At 67.4% G+C, this 25,723-nt stretch carries 22 protein-coding genes, 1 tRNA gene and 1 pseudogene; 7 read left to right on the top strand and 17 right to left on the bottom strand.

Annotation, left to right across the window (positions count from 1 at the left end):
* Positions 1-978 (bottom strand): GlxA family transcriptional regulator, encoded by a 978-nt coding sequence (locus ACU6WZ_RS10915; RefSeq protein WP_447032969.1) that lies wholly within the window; start codon positions 976-978, stop codon positions 1-3.
* Between the two features lie 168 nt (positions 979-1,146).
* Here ACU6WZ_RS10915 and ACU6WZ_RS10920 point away from each other — a divergent pair, with 168 nt between their 5' ends.
* The 4 genes from ACU6WZ_RS10920 (at position 1,147) to ACU6WZ_RS10935 (ending at position 4,728) form a co-directional block, all read left to right on the top strand.
* Entirely contained in the window at positions 1,147-1,257 is a 111-nt protein-coding gene (locus ACU6WZ_RS10920) for a type II toxin-antitoxin system YoeB family toxin (RefSeq protein ID WP_447032970.1), read from the top strand.
* 358 nt (positions 1,258-1,615) lie between these two features.
* Complete coding sequence (locus ACU6WZ_RS10925; RefSeq protein WP_447033991.1) at positions 1,616-3,694, top strand: PIG-L family deacetylase; 2,079 nt, start codon at positions 1,616-1,618, stop codon at positions 3,692-3,694.
* 181 nt (positions 3,695-3,875) lie between these two features.
* Positions 3,876-4,196: a pyruvoyl-dependent arginine decarboxylase gene (locus ACU6WZ_RS10930; protein ID WP_447032971.1), complete on the top strand. Its 321-nt coding sequence runs from the start codon at positions 3,876-3,878 to the stop codon at positions 4,194-4,196.
* A complete protein-coding gene (locus ACU6WZ_RS10935; protein ID WP_447032972.1) occupies positions 4,177-4,728 on the top strand; it encodes an amidohydrolase family protein in 552 nt (183 codons plus the stop codon). The genes ACU6WZ_RS10930 and ACU6WZ_RS10935 overlap by 20 nt, the downstream gene beginning before the upstream one ends.
* Here the strand turns inward: ACU6WZ_RS10935 and tuf are convergent.
* The 6 genes from tuf to ACU6WZ_RS10965 form a co-directional block, all read right to left on the bottom strand.
* Positions 4,718-5,911, bottom strand: a complete 1,194-nt coding sequence (gene tuf, locus ACU6WZ_RS10940; protein ID WP_447032973.1) for an elongation factor Tu — start codon at positions 5,909-5,911, stop codon at positions 4,718-4,720. The two genes, ACU6WZ_RS10935 and tuf, sit on opposite strands and share 11 nt — an antisense overlap.
* Before the next feature lie 147 nt (positions 5,912-6,058).
* Complete coding sequence (gene fusA / locus ACU6WZ_RS10945) at positions 6,059-8,188, bottom strand: elongation factor G (RefSeq protein WP_447032974.1); 2,130 nt, start codon at positions 8,186-8,188, stop codon at positions 6,059-6,061.
* 38 nt (positions 8,189-8,226) lie between these two features.
* The gene (rpsG, locus tag ACU6WZ_RS10950; protein WP_447032975.1) at positions 8,227-8,697 is read right to left on the bottom strand and encodes a 30S ribosomal protein S7; all 471 of its coding nucleotides are present in this window, start codon (positions 8,695-8,697) and stop codon (positions 8,227-8,229) included.
* Between the two features lie 2 nt (positions 8,698-8,699).
* Positions 8,700-9,071, bottom strand: a complete 372-nt coding sequence (gene rpsL / locus ACU6WZ_RS10955; protein ID WP_003948652.1) for a 30S ribosomal protein S12 — start codon at positions 9,069-9,071, stop codon at positions 8,700-8,702.
* A 269-nt stretch (positions 9,072-9,340) separates the two neighbouring features.
* On the bottom strand, positions 9,341-9,739 hold the full coding sequence (locus tag ACU6WZ_RS10960) for a hypothetical protein (RefSeq protein WP_447032976.1): 399 nt from the start codon (positions 9,737-9,739) through the stop codon (positions 9,341-9,343).
* Positions 9,740-10,046: 307 nt separating this feature from the next.
* Positions 10,047-10,379, bottom strand: coding sequence for a hypothetical protein (locus ACU6WZ_RS10965; RefSeq protein ID WP_447032977.1), 333 nt, complete (start codon positions 10,377-10,379; stop codon positions 10,047-10,049).
* Positions 10,380-10,471: 92 nt separating this feature from the next.
* On the opposite strand from ACU6WZ_RS10965, the gene ACU6WZ_RS10970 reads away from it, so the two are divergent.
* Positions 10,472-10,711: a transposase gene (locus ACU6WZ_RS10970; RefSeq protein ID WP_447032978.1), complete on the top strand. Its 240-nt coding sequence runs from the start codon at positions 10,472-10,474 to the stop codon at positions 10,709-10,711.
* Between the two features lie 235 nt (positions 10,712-10,946).
* On the opposite strand, the gene ACU6WZ_RS10975 is transcribed toward ACU6WZ_RS10970, so the two are convergent.
* Complete coding sequence (locus ACU6WZ_RS10975) at positions 10,947-11,537, bottom strand: group II intron maturase-specific domain-containing protein (RefSeq protein WP_447032979.1); 591 nt, start codon at positions 11,535-11,537, stop codon at positions 10,947-10,949.
* Between the two features lie 78 nt (positions 11,538-11,615).
* On the opposite strand from ACU6WZ_RS10975, the gene ACU6WZ_RS10980 reads away from it, so the two are divergent.
* Entirely contained in the window at positions 11,616-11,933 is a 318-nt protein-coding gene (locus tag ACU6WZ_RS10980; protein WP_447032980.1) for a hypothetical protein, read from the top strand.
* Positions 11,934-11,958: 25 nt separating this feature from the next.
* Here ACU6WZ_RS10980 and ACU6WZ_RS10985 read toward each other — a convergent pair whose 3' ends face one another.
* The 9 genes and pseudogenes from ACU6WZ_RS10985 to ACU6WZ_RS11025 all read right to left on the bottom strand — a co-directional run bounded on the left by ACU6WZ_RS10985 (position 11,959) and on the right by ACU6WZ_RS11025 (position 24,297).
* A complete protein-coding gene (locus tag ACU6WZ_RS10985; protein ID WP_447032982.1) occupies positions 11,959-15,873 on the bottom strand; it encodes a DNA-directed RNA polymerase subunit beta' in 3,915 nt (1,304 codons plus the stop codon).
* Between the two features lie 95 nt (positions 15,874-15,968).
* Positions 15,969-19,451 carry a DNA-directed RNA polymerase subunit beta gene (rpoB, locus tag ACU6WZ_RS10990; protein WP_447032983.1) on the bottom strand — a complete coding sequence of 1,161 codons (3,483 nt, stop codon included), beginning with the start codon at positions 19,449-19,451 and terminating at the stop codon, positions 15,969-15,971.
* A gap of 551 nt (positions 19,452-20,002) precedes the next feature.
* A complete protein-coding gene (gene rplL / locus ACU6WZ_RS10995) occupies positions 20,003-20,386 on the bottom strand; it encodes a 50S ribosomal protein L7/L12 (protein ID WP_447032984.1) in 384 nt (127 codons plus the stop codon).
* Positions 20,387-20,496: 110 nt separating this feature from the next.
* On the bottom strand, positions 20,497-21,027 hold the full coding sequence (gene rplJ / locus ACU6WZ_RS11000; protein ID WP_447032985.1) for a 50S ribosomal protein L10: 531 nt from the start codon (positions 21,025-21,027) through the stop codon (positions 20,497-20,499).
* A gap of 321 nt (positions 21,028-21,348) precedes the next feature.
* Positions 21,349-22,071 carry a 50S ribosomal protein L1 gene (gene rplA, locus ACU6WZ_RS11005; protein WP_447032986.1) on the bottom strand — a complete coding sequence of 241 codons (723 nt, stop codon included), beginning with the start codon at positions 22,069-22,071 and terminating at the stop codon, positions 21,349-21,351.
* A 105-nt stretch (positions 22,072-22,176) separates the two neighbouring features.
* Entirely contained in the window at positions 22,177-22,611 is a 435-nt protein-coding gene (gene rplK / locus ACU6WZ_RS11010) for a 50S ribosomal protein L11 (RefSeq protein WP_447032987.1), read from the bottom strand.
* Between the two features lie 166 nt (positions 22,612-22,777).
* A pseudogene (gene nusG, locus ACU6WZ_RS11015) lies at positions 22,778-23,760 on the bottom strand (transcription termination/antitermination protein NusG).
* Between the two features lie 73 nt (positions 23,761-23,833).
* Entirely contained in the window at positions 23,834-24,118 is a 285-nt protein-coding gene (gene secE, locus ACU6WZ_RS11020; protein ID WP_447032988.1) for a preprotein translocase subunit SecE, read from the bottom strand.
* Positions 24,119-24,224: 106 nt separating this feature from the next.
* A tRNA-Trp gene (locus ACU6WZ_RS11025) sits at positions 24,225-24,297 on the bottom strand.
* Positions 24,298-24,489: 192 nt separating this feature from the next.
* Here ACU6WZ_RS11025 and ACU6WZ_RS11030 point away from each other — a divergent pair.
* Entirely contained in the window at positions 24,490-25,716 is a 1,227-nt protein-coding gene (locus ACU6WZ_RS11030; protein ID WP_447032990.1) for a pyridoxal phosphate-dependent aminotransferase, read from the top strand.
* Positions 25,717-25,723: the final 7 nt, after the last annotated feature.

The raw sequence follows: 25,723 nt of genomic DNA on the forward strand, positions 1-25,723 counted from the left end.
TTAGCGGAATCGGCGCCGGTATTCGGCGGGAGTGGTCCCCAGTCGGCGCTGGAAGGAGCGGTGCAAGGTCTCCACCGAGCCGAGGCCGCTGGCCGCGGCGATCTCCGGCAGGCTCTGGTCGCTCTCCTCCAGCAGGCGGCGGGCGGATTCGAGGCGGGCGGATTCCACGTAGGCGGCCGGCGTGCCGGCGGTGCGCAGGCGGAAGATCCGGGAGAAGTGGCGCACGCTCAGGTGCAGCCGTGCGGCCAGCGTTTCGGCGGTGAGGTCTTCGGTGAGGTGGTCGGCGATCCACACGCGCAGGTCGTCGATCCGGTCGCCCGACGTGGCTGGAGCGGAGAGCAGAACGCTGAATTGGCTCTGCCCGCCGGAACGCTTGACGTACATGACCATCATTCGGGCGGTGTCCAGGGCGAGGGCCTGGCCGTGGTCCTCGGCGACCATGGCCAGCGCCATGTCCATCCCCGAGGTGACACCGGCACAGGTCCACACGCTCCCGGATCGGATGAAGATCGGGTCCGGATCGACGGTGACCTGCGGGTGGTCGGCGGCAAGCCGTGCGGCGGTGAGCCAGTGGGTCGTGGCGGACAGGCCGTCCAGCAGGCCCGCTGCGGCCAGCAGGTGCGCTCCCGCGCAGATCGACCCGATCCTGTGCGCCTGGGGCGCCGCTTCCCGCAGCCAGTTGGTGACCATGCTGTCGATCACCGGCTCCACGCCGTCGCCGACCAGGTTGACCGCGCCCGCCACGAGCAGGGTGTCGACCCGGCCGTGCAGCTCGTCGAGGGCCAGATCAGCCAGCAGCCGGACACCGCTGGAGGTGGCCACCGGTCCGCCGTCGGCTGTCGCGATCTGGACGAGATAGCCGGGGCGGACGGTGCCGGCGACCCGTGTAGCGACCGAGAACACCTCGGCCGGGCCGGTGACGTCGAGCAGTTCGACACCTGGGAAGGCGACGATGACGACTTTGTGCGGTGCGGGCATGTGCTGATCATTTCGCCCCACAGCGGTGGCTGCAATGACGAGGTTCTGTCAGATCCGGCCATCCATGTGCTGCAAGGCTCCAGGACGGACGTCACCTTGCAGTGCGGGAGGCACTCTTCGAGGACAGAGAGTGGAGCGCAGCCGGTCACCTCGGATACCCGCCAGTCAGTGGAATGTGTCGCCAGGTGCACCCTGGGAACCGACGAGCACCGGCTCGTCTACAAACTGGTCGAGGACGAGATCCGCATCGCGGCCTGCCGATACCACTACGGCCGCTGACGCCCCGAGTCGGATACCGCGCGACCCGGCGGCCCCGCTGCTCAGCGCCGCCCGCGTCAGTCTGCGTCGTACACCTGCCGACCCGTGAATCCGGTGACCGCGTGACCTTCAAATCGGTCGCGTGCGACGCCGCGGCGCGCACGCGGCGCGCACGCGGCGCGCACGCGGCGCGCAGATCAAGTCGGCGGGTGGGCGGGCAACCTCGTGAGGCGATCCTCCGTCTAGTTGACCGCGGCCCCGATCGTGAGCGGGTCCGCCGGCTTGAGTGATCTACGGGGAATGAACGCGGCGCCGACACGGACCGCTGCGGGGGAAGCGGACGGAGCGGACCTTGACCAGCACGAACGACGGCGAAAGCCTGCCCGCGCGCCGTGCGCGGAACGCCGTTTCCGAGGGCTTCCGGTTGGGGCTCGGCAGGCGCGCACTGATCGCCTCGGCCGCCGCCGTCGCCGCCGGGCTCGCGGTCAGCTCGTGCTCGGTGCCCGACACTCCGCGCCGCACGGGCCCTGTCTCCGATCCGCTGCCCGGCCAGCGGATCGCCCGCTCCCGCCGGGCGCTGCTGATGCAGATCCTGGCGCACCCCGACGACGACCTGTACTTCATGAACCCGGACGCGCAGCGCACGCTGGACGCCGGTGTCCCCCTGGTCTGCGTGTACGTGACCGCCGGCGAGGCGAACGGCGTCAACCGCATACCCGGCGCGGGCCCCCAGCCCGCCGACCCGGCGGCGTACTCCTCCGCCCGCCACCAGGGACTGCGCCAGGCGTACGCCGCCCTGCTCGGCCTCCCCCGCTTCGCCCGCTGGCAGAAGTCCGTCACCACCCTCGGCGGGGGCCGCAGGGCCGAGCTCAACACACTCACCCACGGCGCCCGCAGAGTCGAGCTGGTCTTCCTCAACCTGGCGATGCACACCACGCGGGGCCGACTGGGGCTGCCCAGCCTGTGGGCCGCCAGGGGACTCTCGCTGCGGACCGTGGTGGCGGCCGACTCGCCGCTGCAGAAGGCTGGTTCGTACGACCACGACGGGCTCGTCGACGTACTCGCGGGGCTGCTGGAGCGCTACCGTCCCACGGCCGTGCACACCCTCGACCCGGACCCCGACATCCAGCACAGCGACGAGGCGACCCGGCGCCGCGACAGCGAGCAGCCCGGCTATTCCGACCACGCGGACCACACCGCGGCCGCCTCCTTCGCCTGGGCCGCGATGATCCGGTGGGTGGCCGCCGCCACCAGCGGCGGCGGCGGCGTACCGCCGTTCGTCACGACGGCGTACCGCGGCTACTACAACCGGCACTGGCCGAAGAACCTCCCCGCCGACGTACTCGGGGAGAAGGCCGAGCACCTCCTCCCGTACGGCGGCAGCCCGGACTGGGCCTGCGGGAACGCGGCGGGCTGCGGCGACTACAACGTCGGCCGCGGCCGTCCCCTCACCAACCGCAAGGGCTGGGTCCGTTCCACCCACTACCGCTACCCGGGCGCCCGCCAGGTCGTCGCCACGGACCCCGACGGACGGCTCACGGTGTTCAGCGTGCTGGGCCTGCGGGTCGCCCGCCGACACGAGACGGCTCCCGGGAGCGGTATGTGGGGCTCGCCGGACGATCTCGGCGGCGGACCGCTCGCACCGGCGCTCGGCGCGGCGACGCTGGGCGACGGCCGGCAGCTCCTCTTCGGGCTGCGCTTCGCCGCGCTGACCGGCCGCGGCGGCGCCGACGCGCGCGAGATAGTGCTGCTCGAACAGCGCACGCCCGGTGGGGAGTTCGGCGCCTGGAGGGGCCTCGGGAACCCGGAGAAGCGGGACGACCGGGGCCGGCGCATCGGCTCACCGGTGGCGGTGGCGGACCCGGACGGCCGGGTCCATCTCTTCGTACGGAACGCGGACCGCGGCATCAGTACGCGCGTGCGGAGCGGCGCCGGCCGCTGGGACGCGTGGCGCGACCTCGGCGGCGGCGAGATCCAGGACGGCCTGAGCACGATTCTCGACGGCAGGGGCCGGGTCCATGTCTTCGCGGCGGGCCGGGCGACCGTGCACCACTGGGCACAGGACGCTCCCGGCGCGCCCGTGGGCCCCCGCCCCGGCACCGGACTGCCCACCCCTGGCGGCGCCCCCACGGCGATCCCCGCGCCGGACGGCGGGATCGACCTGGTGTACCGCCGCCCCGCCACGGCCCGCCTGACGACCGCCCGGGTGGGCGGCCGCAGCCCGGCGCGGCTGCGCTTCAACGGTTACGGCGCGGTGGGAGCCGCGTCCGCGCCGAGCGGCCCCGTCCTGCTGGGCCGCGACCGCAGGGGCCGGGTCCAGCTGCTGACCGGTGGGCGGCTGATACGGCGCAGGGGGGCCTCGGCGTCCCTGGAGGGCGCCACCGTGCACCTCACCTCGGACGGCCCCGTGGTCGTGGGGCTCGGTCCGGACGCCCTGCCCTGGACCTGGCGGCCCTGAGTTTTCGAGGGGCGCAGTTCATGGGGCGCTGTTCTTGAGGGTTGATCTCACCACCAGAGAGGACCCCCGCTGTGACTGCCACCCCCTTGTCCGGTCCCGCCCTGCTGCCCACCCGTATGTACTTCACCACCGGCACGGGCCGCCACCGGTTCGAAAACTGCAGGCCCACGACCTGATGTACATGGAGGCCGGCCTGGGGCACGTCAACCGCGTCCAGGTCTCCAGCCGGGTCCCGCCCGGCTACACCCTGCTCTCCCGCGACGAGGGAGGGAAGCTGCTGCAGGACGGCCAGATCCTGTTCGCCATCCAGGCACTGGCGGAGACCGACCAGCCGGGCGCCCGGATCGCGGCAGCCGTCGGCATCGCCGTGCCGGAGGCCGGCGGCGTGGGCTGCGTCGCGGAGGTGCACGAAGCCGACTCCTCCGGCAAGGACGCCCAGCAGGCCGAGGACAAGGCCGTCCGGATGGCGCTGACCGCTATGTATGGCACTCGAACTGGGTGACCACCTGCCGGCCGTGTCCGGTGCGCGCGTCGCTTTCGGGACGGACGCGGGAATGTTTCCGCACGCCGAGGGCTGGCGGGAGTTCCTGACGATGGTGGAGAACGGTTTCACCCCCCGGGCGGCTCTGCGCGCCGCTACCAGGGACGCGGCCGATCTGGTGGCCAGGCCCGACCTGGGCCACATCGCACCCGGCGCCACCGCCGACCTGGTCGCCGTACCGGGTGACCCGTTCGACGACATCGCCGTCATGGGAGGCCTGGACTTCGTCATGCAGGGGGCCGAATCCGCCGGGACCCCGGCGGAGTCCGCTCGTAGCAGAACTGTCGGCGCAGGGCAGAGCTGTCCGCGTGCGTCGGCCGGCGCACGGCTGTTCGCGCAGGGACTGTCCGCGCAGGGGCTATCCGCGCAGGGGCTGTCCGCCACAGCAGAAAGGGCCCCGGCACCGCCGCGAACGGCGGGCCGGGGCCCTTCTTGGTGCTCTGCGATCAGCTCGGCAGGAGCTACCAGGTCAAACCACCGAACTACTTGGTGATCTTGGTGACCTGGCCGGCGCCCACAGTCCGGCCACCCTCACGGATGGCGAACTTGAGGCCCTCCTCCATGGCGACCGGCTGGATCAGGTTGACGGTCATGATGGTGTTGTCACCCGGCATGACCATCTCGGTGCCCTCGGGGAGGGTCACGACGCCCGTTACGTCCGTGGTACGGAAGTAGAACTGCGGGCGGTAGTTGTTGAAGAAGGGGGTGTGACGACCACCCTCGTCCTTCGACAGGATGTAGGCCTGGGCCTCGAACTCGGTGTGCGGCGTGACCGAACCGGGCTTGATGATGACCTGGCCGCGCTCGACGTCCTCGCGCTTGATGCCACGCAGGAGCAGACCGACGTTCTCACCGGCCTGGCCCTCGTCGAGCAGCTTGCGGAACATCTCGATGCCCGTGACCGTGGTGGTGGTCTTGGTCTCCTTGATGCCCACGATGTCAACAGTCTCGTTGACCTTGAGGATGCCGCGCTCGATACGACCGGTGACGACCGTGCCACGACCGGTGATCGTGAAGACGTCCTCGATCGGCATCAGGAACGGCTTGTCGACGTCGCGCTCGGGCTGCGGGACCGACTCGTCGACGGCCTTCATCAGGTCGAGGACGGTCTGGCCCCACTCCTTGTCGCCCTCAAGAGCCTTGAGCGCCGAGACCTTGACGACCGGAAGGTCGTCGCCCGGGAACTCGTACTCGGAGAGGAGCTCGCGAACCTCGAGCTCGACGAGCTCCAGGATCTCCTCGTCGTCCACCATGTCGGCCTTGTTCAGCGCGACAACGATGTAGGGGACGCCGACCTGGCGGGCCAGGAGCACGTGCTCCTTGGTCTGCGGCATCGGGCCGTCGGTGGCGGCGACCACGAGGATGGCGCCGTCCATCTGCGCCGCACCCGTGATCATGTTCTTGATGTAGTCCGCGTGCCCGGGGCAGTCGACGTGCGCGTAGTGACGCGACTCCGTCTGGTACTCGACGTGCGCGATCGAGATCGTGATACCGCGCTGGCGCTCCTCGGGAGCCTTGTCGATCTGATCGAAGGCCGAGGCCTCGTTCAGGTCGGGGAACGCGTCGTGCAGCACCTTGGTAATGGCGGCCGTAAGGGTCGTCTTACCGTGGTCAATGTGACCGATGGTGCCGATGTTGACGTGCGGCTTAGTCCGCTCGAACTTTGCCTTCGCCACTTGGTCCTCCTGCGGAGTGGTTCTGTACGCCTTGCTTCATCGGCGCCAGGTGATCTTTGCTGGGGTGCCGACCGCCGGGGTTTCCCCCACGGGTCGCGGGGAAACCCCCGGCGGTCGGGTCAAGCCTAAAGCGTCAACTCGGGGGAGCTACTCGCCCTTGGCCTTCGCGATGATCTCCTCGGCGACGTTCCGCGGAACCTCGGCGTAGGAGTCGAACTGCATCGAGTAGCTTGCGCGACCCGAGGTCTTGCTGCGGAGGTCTCCGACGTAGCCGAACATCTCCGAGAGGGGCACGAGGCCCTTCACGACGCGAGCGCCGCTGCGCTCCTCCATGGCCTGGATCTGGCCACGGCGGGAGTTGAGGTCGCCGATGACATCGCCCATGTAGTCCTCGGGCGTGGTGACCTCGACGGCCATCATCGGCTCGAGGAGAACCGGAGAGGCCTTGCGGGCACCCTCCTTGAACGCCTGCGAACCGGCGATCTTGAAGGCGAGCTCGGACGAGTCGACCTCGTGGTAACCACCGTCGAGAAGGGTGACGCGGACGCCGACCATCTCGTAGCCGGCCAGGATGCCGAACTGCATGGCTTCCTGCGCACCCGCGTCCACCGACGGGATGTACTCCCGGGGGATGCGGCCACCGGTGACCTTGTTGACGAACTCGTACGACGCGTCGCCGCCCTCGATGGGCTCCATCGCGATCTGCACCTTCGCGAACTGGCCGGTACCACCAGTCTGCTTCTTGTGCGTGTAGTCGATACGCTCGACGGTCTTGCGGATCGTCTCGCGGTACGCGACCTGCGGCTTGCCGACGTTCGCCTCGACGCGGAACTCGCGCCTCATGCGGTCGACAAGCACCTCGAGGTGAAGCTCGCCCATACCACCGATGATGGTCTGGCCGGTCTCCTCGTCGGAGTGCACCTGGAAGGAGGGGTCCTCCTCCGAGAGGCGCTGGATGGCGACACCCAGCTTCTCCTGGTCACCCTTGGACTTGGGCTCGATGGCGACCTGAATGACCGGCGCCGGGAAGTCCATGGACTCCAGGATGACCGGCTTCTTGTCGTCGCACAACGTCTCACCGGTGGTGGTCTGCTTCAGACCCATGACGGCGACGATGTCACCGGCACCCACCGAGGGGATCTCCTCACGCTTGTTCGCGTGCATCCGGTAGATCTTGCCGATGCGCTCCTTCTTGCCCTTGACCGAGTTCAGCACCGCGGTGCCGGCCTCAAGGCGACCGGAGTAGATCCGGACGAAGGTGAGCTTGCCGAGGTGCGGGTCACTCGCGATCTTGAAAGCAAGACCGGAGAACGGCTCGTCGTCGGACGGCAGGCGCTTGACGACCGTCTCCGGGTCCTTGACGTCGTGGCCCTCAATGGCCTCGACGTCCAGGGGAGAAGGCAGGTAGCGCACAACGGCGTCGAGCAGGGGCTGGACGCCCTTGTTCTTGAACGCCGTACCGCAGAACACCGGGGAGACGGTGACCGAGTCGGCGCTGCCCTTGGAGGCCAGGGTGATGCGACGGATCGCGGCGTGCAGCTGGTCCTCGGTGGGCTCCTCGCCCTCGAGGTACAGCTCCATCATCGCGTCGTCATGCTCCGAAACAGCCTCAAGGAGCTTGCCGCGCCATTCGTCGGCAGCCTCGGTGTGGGTGTCCGGGATGTCGACGACGTCGTACATCTCGCCCTTGGTCGCCTCGGCGGACCAGACAAAGGCCTTCATCGTCACGAGGTCGACGACGCCCTTGAAGTCGCCCTCGGCGCCGATCGGGAGCTGCATGACCAGCGGAACCGCACCGAGGCGGTCGACGATCATGTCGACGCAGCGGTGGAACTCGGCGCCCGTACGGTCGAGCTTGTTGACGAAGCAGATACGCGGCACGCCGTAGCGGTCCGCCTGACGCCAGACGGTCTCGGACTGGGGCTCGACGCCCGCGACGCCGTCGAACACGGTGACAGCGCCGTCGAGGACGCGGAGCGAACGCTCCACCTCGACGGTGAAGTCGACGTGACCCGGGGTGTCGATGATGTTGATCGTGTGATCAACCTCATTGAGCGGCCAGTGGCAGGTCGTCGCGGCAGACGTGATCGTGATGCCGCGCTCCTGCTCCTGCTCCATCCAGTCCATCGTGGCAGCGCCGTCGTGGACTTCACCGATCTTGTAGCTCACACCGGTGTAGAAGAGGATCCGCTCGGTGGTCGTCGTCTTGCCCGCGTCGATGTGGGCCATGATCCCAATGTTGCGGACCTTGGCCAGGTCAAGCGAAGTGGTGGCCATAAGGCTCAATCTTCTCTCGGTCTCGATGGGGAAAGCGACTACCAGCGGTAGTGCGCGAAGGCCTTGTTGGACTCGGCCATCTTGTGGGTGTCCTCACGCTTCTTGACGGCAGCACCAAGACCGTTCGAGGCGTCGAGCAGCTCGTTCATGAGGCGCTCGGTCATGGTCTTCTCACGGCGGGCGCGGGAGTAACCAACGACCCAGCGCAGCGCGAGGGTGCCAGCGCGACCGGGCTTGACCTCGATCGGCACCTGGTACGTCGCGCCACCGACACGGCGGGACTTGACCTCGAGCGAGGGCTTGACGTTCTCAAGCGCGCGCTTCAGCGTGATGACCGGGTCGTTGCCGGTCTTCTCGCGGAGGCCTTCCATGGCGCCGTAGACGATGCGCTCGGCGGTGGAACGCTTGCCGTCAAGCAGAATCTTGTTGATCAGCGACGTCACAAGAGGAGAGCTGTAGACCGGGTCAATGATGACCGGGCGCTTCGGGGCGGGGCCCTTACGAGGCATTCTTACTTCTCCTTCTTGGCGCCGTAGCGGCTGCGGGCCTGCTTGCGGTTCTTGACACCCTGGGTGTCGAGCGAACCGCGGATGATCTTGTAACGAACACCCGGCAGGTCCTTCACACGGCCACCGCGCACGAGCACGATCGAGTGCTCCTGCAGGTTGTGTCCCTCACCCGGGATGTAAGCAGTGACTTCGATCCCGCTGGTCAGACGCACACGCGCGACCTTACGCAGGGCCGAGTTCGGCTTCTTCGGGGTGGTCGTGAACACACGCGTGCAGACGCCGCGACGCTGAGGGGAACCCTCAAGTGCGGGCGTCTTGTTCTTCTCGACCTTGTCCTGTCGGCCCTTGCGGACCAGCTGCTGGATCGTAGGCACTACTTCTCCGGTTTCTGTGTGCCGATCACTGTGAAACTAACCTGGAACACCTCCGACCCACGCGGTCGGGTGTGTCGAACACTGGACGCCTCCGCGAAAGCGGAGAAGACGCAGGTTGCGGTGTGTTGTTGCCTGGCTCTCACCGAACGGACATAAGCACGCACGGGAGCCCAGACACACCCCAGGCACAAGGTTTGACTGTACCTACCTCACCGACTCCGGTCAAAACAAGTGCCCACGCCCACCACCGGGCCGCCGCTGCCGCCTCATCAGGGGCGATCGCGGCGGCCGGGCCGGTGCATGGCCAAGCGGGGGATGGCCGGCGCCCTGGAGTTCCGGTTCTTCGCCACCAGTCCGGTGCCCGCCGATGCGGGCGGGTCGGCCGTACCCGGCGAACCGGCGGCGCCGTCGCGGCCGCGCGTCACACTCGCGCTTCCAGACTCCGGCGCGAGCGCCGGTTCCTCCGACCCCGAGTCGGCCGACTGCGCCTGAGGCTCTGGGGTCGAGTCCTGGGGGAAGGGGATGACGGCGGCCTGGCCGGGGGTTCGGCCGACGAGTCTCAGCCTGCGGGTCTGGGCTATGCGGCGCGCCTGTTCAAGAGCGGGCTCGTACTGGTCGGCGGCGTCCCGCCAGCCGCTCGCGTACGCCAGGAGCTCGCGCCGGTCCATCTCCGTACGTAAGAGGAAAGCGACATCCTCGGGGGGTGCCGCTCCAGATACTCGCCCAGGGTTGCCGGGAGGGCCGGGAGGCCGTCCGCTAGTTCGGGCAGACCAAGAGAGGCGCTGCGTGCCTTCGGCACGCCGGGCGGTGCCGGGGGTCCTCGCCCCGGGAGCCGCCCGCCGATCGGGCGCGCGTTTCGCCCTCGACCATGCACGGCTCGCTTTCGTGTCCCATCCTCGCCTCGAATGGCATTCAGCCTGCATGAGTCGGGGACAGGCCCCAAAATCATACTGGCCGGTCAGCTCCGGGCGTTGGTCAGCCCTTTCTGGCGTCCTTCACGGCCGAGGCTCCGCCCACGGACCCGCCCCGCGCGGATGTCGCCCGCTCGGGCCGTACGTCCGTCCCGGTCGGCAGGAACTGACCTGCGACCTTGATGAACTTGTCCCACTGATCGGCAGGGACGCCGAGACCCGCAGCGGCCTCTTCCAGCGTGAGCCGATGAGCCGACGACCCGGTGTCGGACGAGCTGTCCTGGAGTTCTGACAGCGGCAGGTCCTCCTCGGAGAGCCGGCCGGAGCGGATCAGCATCTCCCGCACCGGGACCCTCAGCACGTGCGCGAGCCGACGGGTCGTCTCCAGGTCCGGCATGATCTGGCCCTGCAGCAGCCGGGTGATGGCGGCACGGTGTACGCCCGCTTCGGATCTGCTCCGCCACTACGGCGTGGACCTGCTCGAGCTGGATGCTCACCAGCAACCTGGCCGCCGATCTCGACGCCTGGCTGAGACTCCTGACCCTCCACGACCAGCCGGACCTGGCCGACGCCGAGCCGGACACGATGCGCTTCCGCCTCTACCACGTACCAGCCCGGCTCGCCCATCACGCCCGCCGCCGTCACCTGCGCATCGAGCGAACCTGGCCCTGGGCCGAGGCGTTCACGACCAGCTGGAGACGGATCAACGATCTGGCGGCCGTCACCTGACGACCGCACCCCGCACCGACGCACACCGAGAGGAGGACAACCCGCGCTCTCCGGGCCCGTGGAACCCGGCGCACCCCGCAGCGACACGCGACGGCCCACCCTCACGCAGCAGAGGACATTCCGCGCGAACTACCCAGCCACCCAACGACCAGACCTCACCGAAGAATCGAGGCCAATGGTGGCCCCGAGGCGAGGAACGGGAACTTTTCGATCCCCAGAAGGTACGCGCCACGCGTTACCGATACCGGGGAACAGCTATCCCGAGCCCCTGGCTGACGGCCTGATGATGGAAACCGGAAGCCCACAGACGGGACTTGTGGAGAGCCCGTTGCGGTGAGAACCGCACGGCTGGTTCGGAGAGCGGTCTGGGGAAACGGACTGGCGTGAACACCAGCACCGCACCTCGGGGCCACCACTGGCCGTCGCAGTAGCGGCGGCGTAGGTCCTTCCACGTGATCCGGCGGTGTTTGCGCCGCAGCCAACCGATGACCCGCCGCCATGTGTAGTGGCTGAGGTATCGGAAGGTGTCATGCGACACGCCGGGGTGGAAGTACTCGCACCACCCCCGGAGCATCCGGTTTGGGTGCGGGTCTCTCGAGGGTGCCTCGTTGGGGTGATTCGCCTGGGTTCGGGGGTGGTTGGAGGTTGGGGGGCGGGGCTCGTAGCGTCCGCGGTTGAAGTCCCGCTGTGGGGCATGGCGTTGAGCTTGGGGAGCGGGATGCGTCGACGCGTCGGGCATCGCCGAGAGCCTGCCGTGGGCGGCGGGCGCCGTCGCCGCCGCCGGCGCCCTCAGCCGCGTGATGGCGCTCGGCTCCGTACAGCGCATGCTCCCGAAGTCTCTACGCACCGGCCCGGACGCCGACCCCCAGCTGATGGCTCTCCTCAACGAACACCGGACGCGCGAATGAGCGATCCCGCACACAGCGACCCGGCCGCCGTCGCACTGGAACTCGAACGCCTGCGCGGCACGGTCGAGGTGGGTTTCGCCCGAGTGGACGGCTCGCTCGCGCTGCTGGTACCGCGCAGTGACCAGAGCGATCGTCAGCTCGCGGAGCACGAGACACGGCTCGACACACTGGAACGGGCCCGCTGGCCCCTCCCCAGCCTGGCCGCGGTGACCGCCGCGGCCGGCGTGTTCCTGTCCCTCTGGCAGCTCTCCACCAGACAGGCGACGCCGGTGGGGAAACGCCGCAGGGCGGTCACCCCGTACGAAACGGGGTGACCGCCCTGCGGTTGCGACATGCGCCTTACTGGTTGTACGGACCGTAGTCGTAGTCCTCCAGCGGGACGGCCTGGCCGGAGCCGGTGCCGAACGGCGAGTAGTCGATGTCGTCGTAGCCGACGGCCGAGTACATCGCGGCCTTGGCCTCCTCGGTGGGCTCCACCCGGATGTTGCGGTAGCGGGCAAGGCCCGTACCGGCCGGGATGAGCTTACCGATGATGACGTTCTCCTTGAGGCCGATCAGGGAGTCGGACTTGGCGTTGATGGCCGCGTCCGTCAGAACCCTGGTCGTCTCCTGGAAGGACGCCGCCGACAGCCACGACTCGGTCGCCAGCGAGGCCTTGGTGATACCCATCAGCTGCGGACGGCCGGAGGCCGGGTGGCCGCCTTCCGTGACCACACGACGGTTCTCGCCCTCGAAGCGGCCGCGCTCGACGAGCTCGCCCGGAAGCAGCTCGGCGTCGCCCGACTCGATGATCGTCACGCGGCGCAGCATCTGCCGGATGATGATCTCGATGTGCTTGTCGTGGATCGACACGCCCTGGCTGTTGTAGACCTTCTGGACTTCGCCGACCAGGTGGACCTGGACCGCGCGCTGACCAAGGATGCGCAGCACGTCGTGCGGGTTGGTGGCACCCACGGTGAGCTTCTGGCCCACCTCGACGTGGTCGCCGTCGGCCACGAGCAGACGGGCACGCTTGGAGATCGGGAACGCCGTCTCCTCGCTGCCGTCGTCCGGGGTGACGACGAGCTTCTTGGTCTTCTCGGTCTCCTCGATACGGACGCGGCCGAGCGCCTCCGAGATCGGGGCGACACCCTTGGGCGTACGGGCCTCGAAGAGCTCGACGACACGGGGCAGACCCTGGGTGATGTCGTCACCGGCCACACCACCGGTGTGGAAGGTACGCATCGTCAGCTGGGTGCCGGGCTCACCGATGGACTGGGCGGCGATGATGCCGACCGCCTCACCGATGTCGACCAGCTTGCCGGTGGCGAGCGAACGTCCGTAGCAGAAGGCACAGGTGCCGACCGCGGACTCGCAGGTCAGGACCGAACGGGTCTTGACCTCCTCGACGCCGTGCATGACCAGCTGGTCGATGAGCACGTCACCGAGGTCGACGTTGGCCGGCGCGATGACCTTGCCGTCGATGACGACGTCCTCGGCGAGCATGCGTGCGTACACGCTGGTCTCGACGTCGTCCGTCTTGCGCAGGACACCGTCGGCGCCCTTCGACGCGATCTTCAGCTTGAGGCCGCGGTCCGTGCCGCAGTCCTCCTCGCGGATGATCACGTCCTGCGAGACGTCCACCAGACGACGGGTCAGGTAACCCGAGTCGGCGGTACGCAGGGCGGTGTCGGCGAGACCCTTACGGGCACCGTGGGTGGAGATGAAGTACTCCAGCACGGACAGACCCTCACGGAACGACGCCTTGATGGGACGCGGAATCGTCTCGTTCTTGGCGTTCGACACCAGACCACGCATACCGGCGATCTGACGCATCTGCATCATGTTTCCTCGGGCACCCGAGTCAACCATCATGAAGATGGGGTTCGTCTTGGGGAAGTTCGCGTTCATCGCCTCGGCAACCTCGTTGGTCGCCTTGGTCCAGATCGCGATGAGCTCCTGAGTGCGCTCTTCCTTGGTGATGAGACCGCGCTCGTACTGCTTCTGGACCTTCTCGTCCTGCGCCTCGTAGCCCTTGACGATGGCCTTCTTGGCCTCGGGCACGACGACGTCGGAGATGGCCACGGTGACGCCCGAGCGAGTCGCCCAGTGGAAACCGGCCGCCTTCAGGTTGTCGAGCGTCGCCGCCACGATCACCTTGGGGTAGCGCTCCGCCAGGTCGTTGACGATCTCGGAGAGCTGCTTCTTGCCCACCGAGTAGTCGACGAACGGGTAGTCCTCGGGCAGCAGCTCGTTGAAGAGCGCGCGGCCCAGCGTCGTACGCAGCCGGAAGGTGTCGCCCTGCTGGTACTCCCGCTCGCCGACGACGTCGTCCCCGGCCTCGGCGACCGGCGGAGTCCAGCCGCGCGGCGGGATGGTGCCCACCGGGAAGCGGATGTCGACCTTCGCCTGGAGCGAGAGCTCCCGGTTGTCGAACGCCATGGTCGCCTCGGCGGTCGAGCCGAAGGACCGGCCCTCACCGATGACCTTGCGCTCTTCCTCGTCGGTCGTGAGGAAGAAGAGACCGAGCACCATGTCCTGGGTCGGCATGGTGACGGGGCGGCCGTCGGCCGGCTTCAGGATGTTGTTCGAGGACAGCATCAGGATGCGGGCCTCGGCCTGCGCCTCCGCGGAGAGCGGCAGGTGCACGGCCATCTGGTCACCGTCGAAGTCCGCGTTGAACGCGGTGCAGACGAGCGGGTGGATCTGGATGGCCTTGCCCTCGACCAGCTGCGGCTCGAAGGCCTGGATGCCGAGGCGGTGCAGCGTCGGCGCACGGTTCAGCAGAACCGGGTGCTCGGCGATGACCTCTTCGAGTACGTCGTAGACGACCGTGCGGCCGCGCTCGACCATGCGCTTCGCCGACTTGATGTTCTGCGCGTGGTTCAGGTCCACCAGGCGCTTCATCACGAACGGCTTGAAGAGCTCCAGCGCCATGGCCTTGGGCAGGCCGCACTGGTGCAGCTTCAGCTGCGGGCCGACGACGATCACGGAACGCGCGGAGTAGTCCACACGCTTGCCGAGAAGGTTCTGACGGAAACGGCCCTGCTTGCCCTTGAGCATGTCGCTCAGGGACTTCAGCGGGCGGTTGCCGGGGCCGGTGACCGGGCGGCCGCGGCGGCCGTTGTCGAACAGCGCGTCGACGGCCTCCTGCAGCATCCGCTTCTCGTTGTTCACGATGATCTCGGGGGCACCGAGGTCAAGGAGACGCTTGAGGCGGTTGTTGCGGTTGATCACACGGCGGTACAGGTCGTTCAGGTCGGAGGTCGCGAAGCGGCCACCGTCCAGCTGCACCATCGGACGCAGGTCCGGCGGGATGACCGGGACGCAGTCCAGGACCATGCCCTTGGGGCTGTTGCTGGTCTGCAGGAACGCCGAGACGACCTTGAGGCGCTTGAGCGCACGGGTCTTCTTCTGGCCCTTGCCGCTACGGATGATCTCGCGAAGCCGCTCGGCCTCTTCGTTCAGGTCGAACGTCTCCAGGCGCTTCTGCAGAGCAGCGGCGCCCATCGAGCCGTCGAAGTACGTACCGAAACGGTCGCGCAGCTCGCGGTAGAGCAGCTCGTCGCCCTCGAGGTCCTGGACCTTGAGGTTCTTGAAGCGGCTCCACACCTCGTCGAGACGGTCGATCTCGCGCTGCGCACGGTCGCGCAGCTGCTTCATCTCACGCTCGGCGCCTTCGCGCACCTTGCGGCGTACGTCGGCCTTGGCGCCCTCGGCCTCAAGCTCGGCCAGGTCGGTCTCAAGCTTCTTGGCGCGGGCTTCGAGGTCGGAGTCGCGGCGGTTCTCGACCTGCTGACGCTCGACGGAGACATGCGCCTCCAGCGAGGGCAGGTCGCGCGTACGGCGCTCCTCGTCCACGAACGTGATCATGTACGCGGCGAAGTAGATGACCTTCTCAAGGTCCTTCGGCGCGAGGTCCAGCAGGTAGCCGAGGCGCGAGGGGACGCCCTTGAAGTACCAGATGTGGGTAACGGGAGCGGCAAGCTCGATGTGGCCCATCCGCTCACGACGCACCTTGGCGCGAGTGACCTCGACGCCGCAGCGCTCGCAGATGATGCCCTTGAAGCGGACACGCTTGTACTTGCCGCAGTAGCACTCCCAGTCCCGGGTCGGACCGAAGATCTTCTCGCAGAAGAGTCCGTCCTTCTCGGGCTTGAGCGTGCGGTAGTTGATGGTCTCCGGCTTCTTGACTTCGCCGTGCGACCAGGTCCGGATGTGGTCCGCGGTGGCAAGGCCGATCCGCAGCTCGTCGAAGAAGTTGACGTCGAGCACTTGTCGTCAATCCCTCTTTCAGGGTCGATTGTCAAACATGGTCTGAACGGTCCTGGGCGGCCGGGACTCCACAGGTGGAGTCCCGGCCAGGCCCGTCAGACCTCTTCGACGCTGCTCGGCTCGCGCCGGGACAGGTCGATACCGAGCTCCTCCGCTGCGCGGAAGACGTCCTCGTCCGTGTCGCGCATCTCGATGGACATGCCGTCCGATGACAGCACCTCCACGTTGAGGCAGAGCGACTGCATTTCCTTGATGAGCACCTTGAAGGACTCGGGAATGCCCGGCTCGGGGATGTTCTCGCCCTTGACGATGGCCTCGTAGACCTTCACGCGGCCGGTCACGTCGTCGGACTTGATCGTCAGGAGCTCCTGGAGGGCGTATGCGGCGCCGTAAGCCTCAAGGGCCCACACCTCCATCTCACCGAATCGCTGACCACCGAACTGCGCCTTACCACCCAGCGGCTGCTGCGTGATCATGGAGTACGGGCCGGTCGAACGGGCGTGGAGCTTGTCGTCGACCAGGTGGTGCAGCTTGAGGATGTACATGTACCCGACCGAGACCGGTTCCGGGAACGGCTCGCCGGAGCGGCCGTCGAACAGGTTGGCCTTGCCCGAGGGCTGGACCATCCGGTTGCCGTCGCGGTTGGGGATCGTGGACTCGAAGAGACCGGAGATCTCGTCCTCGCGCGCGCCGTCGAAGACCGGGGTGGCGACGTTGGTGCCGGCGGCGACCTCGTCGGCACCGATGACCTTCAGGCGCTCCATCCAGTCCTCGCTGCCCTCGACCTTCCAGCCCTGACTGGCGAGCCAGCCCAGGTGGATTTCGAGGACCTGTCCCGGGTTCATTCGGGACGGGACACCCAGCGGGTTGAGGATGATGTCGACCGGGGTGCCGTCCTCCATGAACGGCATGTCCTCGATCGGCAGGATCTTCGAGATGACGCCCTTGTTGCCGTGGCGGCCGGCGAGCTTGTCACCATCGGTGATCTTGCGCTTCTGCGCGACGTACACGCGAACCAGCTGGTTCACGCCCGGCGGCAGCTCGTCGCCCTCTTCGCGGTCGAAGACGCGGACGCCGATGATCTTGCCGACCTCGCCGTGCGGCACCTTCAGTGAGGTGTCGCGCACCTCGCGCGCCTTCTCACCGAAGATCGCGCGCAGCAGGCGCTCTTCCGGCGTCAGCTCGGTCTCGCCCTTGGGAGTGACCTTGCCGACGAGGATGTCACCGGCGACGACCTCGGCACCGATACGGATGATGCCGCGCTCGTCGAGGTCCGCGAGGACCTCTTCGGAGACGTTCGGGATGTCCCGGGTGATCTCCTCCGGGCCGAGCTTGGTGTCACGGGCGTCGACCTCGTGCTCCTCGATGTGGATCGAGGAGAGGACGTCGTCCTGCACGAGGCGCTGCGACAGGATGATCGCGTCCTCGTAGTTGTGACCCTCCCACGGCATGAACGCCACGAGCAGGTTCTTACCGAGGGCCATCTCACCCTGCTGGGTGGCCGGACCGTCGGCGAGGACCTGCCCCTCGACGACCCGCGAGCCCTCGTCCACGACAACCTTCTGGTTGACCGAGGTGCCCTGGTTGGAGCGGGAGAACTTGGCGATGCGGTACGTGTTGTACGTGCCGTCGTCGTTGGTGACGGTGATGTAGTCCGCGGAGACCTCCTGGACCACACCGTCCTTCTCCGCCTTGATGACGTCACCGGCGTCGACCGCGCAGCGGTACTCCATGCCGGTGCCGACGAGCGGCGCCTCCGAGGTGATCAGCGGCACGGCCTGACGCATCATGTTCGCGCCCATGAGCGCGCGGTTCGCGTCGTCGTGCTCGAGGAACGGGATCATCGCGGTCGCGACCGACACCATCTGGCGCGGCGAGACGTCCATGTAGTCGACGTCGTCGCCCGGGATGTAGTCGATCTCCCCGCCACGGCGGCGGACCAGCACGCGGGACTCTTCGAAGCGCATGTCCTCGGAGAGCGTGGCGTTGGCCTGCGCGATGACGAAGCGGTCCTCTTCGTCAGCCGTCAGGTAGTCGACGTCGTCCGTGACGAAGCCCTCGACGACCTTGCGGTACGGCGTCTCGACGAAGCCGAACGCGTTGACGCGGCCGTACGAGGCGAGCGAACCGATCAGACCGATGTTCGGGCCTTCGGGCGTCTCGATCGGGCACATGCGTCCGTAGTGGGACGGGTGCACGTCACGGACCTCGAAGCCGGCCCGCTCACGGGAGAGACCACCCGGGCCAAGTGCCGACAGACGGCGCTTGTGGGTGAGACCCGACAGCGGGTTGTTCTGGTCCATGAACTGCGACAGCTGGCTGGTGCCGAAGAACTCCTTGATGGAGGCGACGACCGGCCGGATGTTGATCAGGGTCTGCGGCGTGATCGCCTCGACGTCCTGGGTCGTCATGCGCTCACGCACGACGCGCTCCATACGAGCCAGACCCGTGCGGACCTGGTTCTGGATGAGCTCGCCGACGTTACGCAGACGACGGTTGCCGAAGTGGTCGATGTCGTCGGTCTCGACGACGATGTTCCGGCCCGACTCGCCTACCGTCTCGACCTCGCCGGCGTGCAGCCGGACCAGGTACTTGATGGTGGCGATGATGTCCTTGCTGGTGAGGACACCCGCGTTCAGCGGCTCGTCCGCGCCGAGCTTCTTGTTCACCTTGTAGCGGCCGACCTTCGCGAGGTCGTAGCGCTTCGGGTTGAAGTAGAGGTTCTCGAGCAGCGTCTGAGCGGCCTCACGCGTGGGCGGCTCGCCCGGGCGCAGCTTGCGGTAGATGTCGAGCAGCGCGTCGTCCTGGCCCTGGGTGTGGTCCTTCTCCAGGGTGGCGCGCATGGACTCGTACTCGCCGAACTCCTCCAGGATCTGCTCGGTCGTCCAACCGAGAGCCTTGAGGAGGACGGTGACGGACTGCTTGCGCTTGCGGTCGATGCGGACACCGACCATGTCGCGCTTGTCGATCTCCATCTCCAGCCACGCACCCCGGGACGGGATGATCTTGGAGGAGAAGATGTCCTTGTCGGACGTCTTGTCGATGGAGGAGTCGAAGTAGACACCCGGCGAGCGGACCAGCTGCGACACGACGACACGCTCGGTGCCGTTGATGACGAAGGTGCCCTTGTTGGTCATGAGCGGGAAGTCGCCCATGAAGACCGTCTGGGACTTGATCTCGCCGGTCTCGTTGTTGGTGAACTCGGCCGTGACGAAGAGGGGAGCCGCGAACGTGAAGTCGCGCTCCTTGCACTCGTCGATCGAGTTCTTGGGGGGCTCGAACCGGTGGTCGCGGAACGTCAGCGACATCGACCCGGAGAAGTCCTCGATCGGCGAGATCTCTTCGAAGATCTCTTCCAGACCAGACTTGGTGGGGACGTCCTGTCCGCTCTCGAGAGCGGCCTCGACGCGACCCTTCCAAGCGGCATTGCCGAGCAGCCAGTCAAAGCTCTCGGTCTGCAGCGCAAGAAGGTTGGGAACCTCGAGGGGCTCCTTGATTTTTGCAAAGGAGATGCGCAGCGGGGCGGTGCTGGCGCCGTTGTTCGTATTGGAGGTCGAGGCGTTGCGCGAGGCGGCCAAGAGGGGGTCCTTCCGAGGGCTCGGACTCACTACGCGCGTACCAGTCCCATGATGGACACGACGGCAGAATTTCCCTGATCAGGGAGGCTCAGTCATCAATGCTCAATCACGGGCATGCCCCTGGTGACGGGCAGGAGGCAGCTAACAGGCAGCGCAAAGGGTCAGTGTAGCCACTTGGCCCACTGATGTCCAGAGCGGGTTCTTCGAGACCCTCGCTGTACTCAACTCCTGCGGAAAGCCACGCGCTGTATGCGCATATCAGTACTGCCCTCTACGCCGCCGATCCATGCCTCGGATCCGGATCGGTTGAACGACGACGTCCTGAGAATTGCGCGCCTCGTGCGGTTCGTCAAGGCCCCCTCGCCCTCCACTGCGATCGTCGCTGGCCACAGCGCCGTGAAGCGCGTGGCCACTCGCGGGCGTACGGCGAAGATCACGATACTCGTCACCGTGCGAAGAGCAAGGCAGGCGTCCGGGAACGCCCAAGGGCGACCACCCGAATGGGTGATCGCCCTTGGAACGAGGACAGCTGAGTCAGAGACTCAGTGAAGTCACTTGACCTCGACGCCGGCGCCGGCGCCCTTGAGGGACTCGGCAGCCTTCTCGGCGGCCTCCTTGGTGACCTTCTCGAGGACCGGCTTCGGAGCGCCGTCGACGAGGTCCTTGGCCTCCTTCAGACCCAGCGAGGTCAGCTCACGCACGACCTTGATGACCTGGATCTTCTTGTCGCCGGCACCCGTGAGGATGACGTCGAACTCGTCCTGCTCCTCGACGGCCTCGGCGGCGGCAGCGCCACCACCGGCGGCGGCAGCGGCGACCGGGGCCGCAGCGGTGACGTCGAACTTCTCTTCGAAGGCCTTCACGAACTCGGAGAGCTCGATGAGGGTCATCGTCTCGAACTGACCGAGCAGGTCGTCCTGGCTGAGCTTCGCCATGATGGGCGATCCTTCCACTAAATCGGCAGGTGCCGGATGTATATAACGGCGGGCGTAACGGCCCGCTGCGACCGGCGCCCTAGCGGGCGTCGATCAGTGCGCGAGCCGAATTACTCGGCACCGCCCTGCTCGGCCTGCTTGGCACGAAGCGCCTCCGCGGTGCGGACGAACTTCGAGGGAAGCGCCTGGAAGAGCGCGGCAGTCTGGGACTGCTTGCCCTTCATGGCGCCCGCCAGCTTGGCGAGCAGAACCTCGCGGGACTCGAGGTCCGCGAGCTTCTTGATCTCATCAGCGGTCAGCGCCTTACCGTCAAGGACACCGCCCTTGATGATGAGGTTCGGGTTCTCCTTGGCGAAGTCACGAAGACCCTTCGCCGACTCCACCGGGTCACCGGTGATGAAGGCAACCGCCGTCGGACCACTGAAGTGGTCGTCCAGCGAAGTGATCCCGGCCTCGTTGGCCGCAATCTTGGTCAGCGTGTTCTTCACCACGGCGTACTGGGCGTTCTCACCGAGCGAACGACGCAGCGTCTTGAGCTGCGACACGGTGAGACCCCGGTACTCGGTCAGCACGGCGGCGTTCGAGCTACGGAACTTGTCCGTGAGCTCGGCCACCGCGGCAGCCTTGTCGGGCCTTGCCATAGAGCGTCGGCCTCCTTCCGGGTGATGAGGACCGCTCAGAAGGGGCTGAGAAATACGAAACGCCCCGGCGCAGGCGCACGGGGCACAGCTCGACCGGAACGAGTCCGGGAACTTTCCACGACACCTGCGCAGGTCGTCCGCTCTCAGCGGATCCTTCGGCCACCGCACCTTCTGACGAAGGCACAGCAACGACCAGCGGTCTTTGGCTTCCTCGGAAGAGTACGCGAACGGCACTGAGACAAGCAAATCGGGCCCCGCGCCTCCGAAAAGGAGGTACGGGGCCCGATTCAGCCACTCTGTGAGCCGTCAGGCTCAACCCGGTCAGACAGCTGCCGGGTCCTCCTCGACGAGGAGGTTGCGGGTGCGGTTGGAGTCCAGCGGGATGCCGGGGCCCATCGTGGTGGCCAGGGCGGCCTTCCTGATGTAGCGGCCCTTGGCGGCGGACGGCTTGAGGCGGAGGATCTCCTCGAGCGCGGCCGCGTAGTTCTCGACCAGCTTCGTCTCGTCGAAGGAGACCTTGCCGATGATGAAGTGCAGGTTCGAGTGCTTGTCGACGCGGAACTCGATCTTGCCGCCCTTGATGTCCGTGACAGCCTTCGCCACGTCCGGGGTGACCGTTCCGGTCTTCGGGTTCGGCATCAGGCCACGCGGACCGAGCACGCGGCCCAGGCGGCCGACCTTGCCCATGAGGTCCGGGGTGGCGACGACGGCGTCGAAGTCCAGACGGCCCTTCGCGACCTCGTCGATGAGTTCGTCGGAGCCGACGATGTCGGCGCCCGCGGCCTCCGCGGCCGCAGCACGGTCACCGGTCGCGAAGACCAGGACCCGGGCGGTCTTGCCGGTGCCGTGCGGCAGGTTCACGGTGCCGCGGACCATCTGGTCGGCCTTGCGCGGGTCGACACCCAGACGCATGGCGACCTCGACGGTGCCGTCGAACTTCGTGGAAGAGGTGTCCTTGGCGATACGGACGGCCTCGAGGGGGGCGTACAGGCGCTCCCGGTCGATCTTGGCGTCCGCGCTGCGGAAGTTCTTGCTGCGCTTCACTACTGCTCCTGTGGTGTGGAAGTGGAGTCGTGGTGCGGACCAGCGCTTGGTCCTACCACTGAGGGCGGTATCCGATATCCGGCTACCGCCGGGTGACGGGGACTGTCAGCCCTCGACCGTGATGCCCATGGAACGGGCGGTGCCGGCGATGATCTTGTCCGCGGCTTCGAGGTCGTTGGCGTTCAGGTCGGGGAGCTTGACCGTCGAGATCTCGCGCACCTGAGCGGCGGTGAGCTTCGCGACCTTGGTCTTGTGGGGCTCGCCCGATCCCTTGTCCACACCTGCGGCCTTGAGGATCAGCTTGGCGGCCGGCGGGGTCTTCGTCACGAAGGTGAAGGAGCGGTCGTCGTAGACCGTGATCTCCACCGGCACGACCATGCCACGCTGCGACTCGGTCGCGGCGTTGTAGGCCTTGCAGAACTCCATGATGTTGACGCCGTGCTGGCCCAGCGCGGGGCCGACCGGCGGAGCCGGATTGGCCGCGCCGGCGTTGATCTGGAGCTTGATAAGCCCCGTGACCTTCTTCTTCTTGGGAGGCATTGCTCTCTCCGGGTCCTAGTGAGAGTTTCCAGCCACCCGTCCGATCATCCGGACGGAGGCATACCGCACCACGATAACGGGTACCGCGGTACAGCTAAAAACCGAGCAGGTCAGACCGGCTGCGAGAGCCGGTCTGACCTGTTCGGAAGCTGAATTCCAGAGAAGATCAGTTCTTCTGGATCTGGTCGAAGCTGAGCTCGACCGGGGTCTCGCGGCCGAAGATCTCGACGAGGCCCTTGACCTTCTTCGAGTCGGCGTTGATCTCGTTGATCGTCGCCTGGAGGGTCGCGAAGGGGCCGTCGGTGACGGTGACCGAGTCGCCGACCTCGAAGTCCAGAACCTGGACCTCCATCTTGCGGCTGGGCGCCGGCTTGCCCTCGGCCTCCGCGGCCTCGCGGGCGGCCTTCTCCTCGGCCTCCGGGGCGAGCATCTTGACGATCTCGTCCAGCGTCAGCGGGTACGGGTCGTAGGCGTTGCCCACGAAGCCGGTGACGCCGGGGGTGTTGCGGACGACGCCCCAGGACTCGTTCGTGAGGTCCATGCGGACCAGGACGTAACCGGGAAGCTTGTTCTGGCGGACGTTCTTGCGCTCGCCGTTCTTGATCTGGACGATCTCTTCCTCGGGCACTTCGGCCTGGTAGACGAACTCCTCGACGTTCAGCGAGACAGCGCGCTGCTCCAGGTTCGCCTTCACGCGCTTCTCGTACCCGGCGTAGGTGTGGATGACGTACCACTCACCGGGCAGGGTGCGGAGCTCCTCGCGGAGGGCGGCGGTCGGGTCGAAGGGCTCGGCGGGGGCCTCTCGGCCTCGTCCGCGGCGGCGTCTTCGCCGGCAGCGTCCTCGGCCGCGTCTTCCTCAGCCGCGTCTTCCTCAGCCGCGTCTTCCTCAGCCGCGTCTTCCTCAGCGGCCGCCTCGGCCTCGGCCTCGTCGGCGTCCTCGGTGACGGCAGCGTCCGCGCCCGGGTCCTCGGCGACGATCTCGATGGCGGGCTCGACGTGCATGGCGGACTCTTCGGCCGCCTCGCCCGCAGCGGCGTCAGCAGCTTCCGCCTGGTCCTCGTCGGCCGCCTCGACGATGTCGAGCTGGTCCTCGGAGGACTCGAGGCTTTCGCTCGGCTCGACGGCGTCGTTCAGGTTCGGGTCAGACACGGTGGCTGCTTCTTCCTGGATACAAAGGGGTGGAACATGCGAAAGGGGCGCCGACTGGGCGCCCTACGCGGGATCAGCCGAAGACGTACTTGACGGCTCGGGAGAAGCCCATGTCGATCACGGTCACGATGCCGATCATGACGACGACGAACACAATCACCACGGTGGTGTACGTCGTCAACTGGCTGCGCGACGGCCAGACGACCTTGCGCAGCTCGGCGACGATCTGGCGGTAGAAAAGCGCGAGACGGCCCAGCGGGCCCTTCTTGCCGCGCTTGCCGCCCTTGCGGGACTTCTTCGAGTCCGACGTCTCGTCCTGGGCATCAGGCATGTCGATGGAGCCCACGGCGTCCGTCACGCTTCTCACCTGATTCCGGGTCGTGACCGTGCCGCGCCCGGTGGAGCCGCACGGCGGTGCATTGAAGTACGTACATGCGCACACAATCTGGCGAAGATGTGTGTAGCAGGGCCGGAGGGACTTGAACCCCCAACCGCTGGTTTTGGAGACCAGTGCTCTACCAATTGAGCTACGACCCTTTGTGGTTCCCCCAACCTACCGCATCCGACCGGGTGCACGGAGTGCGCACGGTGGTGAGCCGCTGAGGGGCCAACGACGAGTGAGTGTACGTGGTCAGCGCCCCGGCGTCGAACAGATACCCCCGGCGCGCTTCCTGTCCACTCTTCGACATCCGTGCGTCCGCGGGTTTCCCGTCTGGGACGATGGGCCGCATGAGCTCTGCAACTCCTCCCTCCGAGCGCCGGGTCTCAGCCCGAATCGGCGCGATTTCCGAGTCCGCGACCCTTGCCGTGGACGCCAAGGCGAAGGCCCTGAAGGCCGCAGGACGGCCGGTCATCGGCTTCGGTGCCGGCGAGCCCGACTTCCCGACGCCCGACTACATCGTCGAGGCCGCGATCGAGGCCTGCCGCAATCCGAAGTACCACCGCTACACGCCGGCCGGCGGGCTCCCCGAGCTCAAGACCGCGATCGCCGCGAAGACGCTGCGCGACTCCGGTTATGAGGTGGACGCCTCCCAGATCCTGGTCACCAACGGCGGCAAGCAGGCCATCTACGAAGCCTTCGCCGCGATCCTGGACCCGGGCGACGAGGTCATCGTCCCGGCGCCGTACTGGACGACGTACCCCGAGTCGATCCGTCTCGCCGGGGGCGTCCCGGTCGACGTCGTCGCGGACGAGACCACGGGCTACCGGGTCTCCGTCGAGCAGCTGGAGGCGGCCCGTACCGAGAAGACCAAGGTCGTCCTCTTCGTCTCACCGTCCAACCCGACCGGCGCCGTCTACAGCGCGGCCGACGCCGAGGCGATCGGCCGCTGGGCCGTGGAGCACGGGCTGTGGGTGCTGACCGACGAGATCTACGAACACCTGGTGTACGGGGACGCCAAGTTCACCTCGCTGCCGACGCTGGTGCCGGAGCTCCGCGACAAGTGCATCGTCGTCAACGGCGTGGCCAAGACGTACGCGATGACCGGCTGGCGGGTGGGGTGGCTCATCGCGCCCAAGGACGTCGTCAAGGCCGCCACGAACCTCCAGTCGCACGCCACGTCCAACGTGTCGAACGTGGCGCAGATCGCCGCCCTGGCCGCCGTCTCCGGGAACCTCGACGCCGTGGCCGAGATGCGCTCCGCCTTCGACCGGCGCCGGCAGACCATCGTGCGGATGCTGAGCGAGATCGACGGCGTGGTGTGCCCGACGCCGGAGGGCGCGTTCTACGCGTACCCGTCGGTGAAGGGGCTGCTCGGCAAGGAGATCCGCGGCAGGCGCCCTGCGACCTCCGTGGAGCTGGCTGCGCTGATCCTGGAGGAGGCCGAGGTGGCGGTCGTACCGGGCGAGGCCTTCGGTACGCCGGGCTACCTGCGGCTTTCGTACGCGCTGGGCGACGAAGACCTCGTCGAGGGCGTCTCGCGCATCCAGAAGTTGCTGGCGGAGGCCCGGGACTGAGCTAGAA

The organism is Streptomyces hypolithicus, assembly GCF_052934925.1.

Bases quoted from the DNA above. Each gene is read 5' to 3' on its own strand.
- ACU6WZ_RS10915 (WP_447032969.1), bottom strand. From the start codon at position 978: ATGCCCGCACCGCACAAAGTCGTCATCGTCGCCTTCCCAGGTGTCGAA.
- ACU6WZ_RS10930 (WP_447032971.1), top strand. From the start codon at position 3,876: ATGGAGGCCGGCCTGGGGCACGTCAACCGCGTCCAGGTCTCCAGCCGG.
- ACU6WZ_RS10935 (WP_447032972.1), top strand. From the start codon at position 4,177: ATGGCACTCGAACTGGGTGACCACCTGCCGGCCGTGTCCGGTGCGCGC.
- fusA (WP_447032974.1), bottom strand. From the start codon at position 8,188: ATGGCCACCACTTCGCTTGACCTGGCCAAGGTCCGCAACATTGGGATC.
- rpsG (WP_447032975.1), bottom strand. From the start codon at position 8,697: ATGCCTCGTAAGGGCCCCGCCCCGAAGCGCCCGGTCATCATTGACCCG.
- ACU6WZ_RS10960 (WP_447032976.1), bottom strand. From the start codon at position 9,739: ATGGACCGGCGCGAGCTCCTGGCGTACGCGAGCGGCTGGCGGGACGCC.
- ACU6WZ_RS10965 (WP_447032977.1), bottom strand. From the start codon at position 10,379: ATGCCGGACCTGGAGACGACCCGTCGGCTCGCGCACGTGCTGAGGGTC.
- ACU6WZ_RS10970 (WP_447032978.1), top strand. From the start codon at position 10,472: ATGCTCACCAGCAACCTGGCCGCCGATCTCGACGCCTGGCTGAGACTC.
- ACU6WZ_RS10975 (WP_447032979.1), bottom strand. From the start codon at position 11,537: ATGCGCTGTACGGAGCCGAGCGCCATCACGCGGCTGAGGGCGCCGGCG.
- ACU6WZ_RS10980 (WP_447032980.1), top strand. From the start codon at position 11,616: ATGAGCGATCCCGCACACAGCGACCCGGCCGCCGTCGCACTGGAACTC.
- rplL (WP_447032984.1), bottom strand. From the start codon at position 20,386: ATGGCGAAGCTCAGCCAGGACGACCTGCTCGGTCAGTTCGAGACGATG.
- rplJ (WP_447032985.1), bottom strand. From the start codon at position 21,027: ATGGCAAGGCCCGACAAGGCTGCCGCGGTGGCCGAGCTCACGGACAAG.
- rplK (WP_447032987.1), bottom strand. From the start codon at position 22,611: ATGCCTCCCAAGAAGAAGAAGGTCACGGGGCTTATCAAGCTCCAGATC.
- ACU6WZ_RS11030 (WP_447032990.1), top strand. From the start codon at position 24,490: ATGAGCTCTGCAACTCCTCCCTCCGAGCGCCGGGTCTCAGCCCGAATC.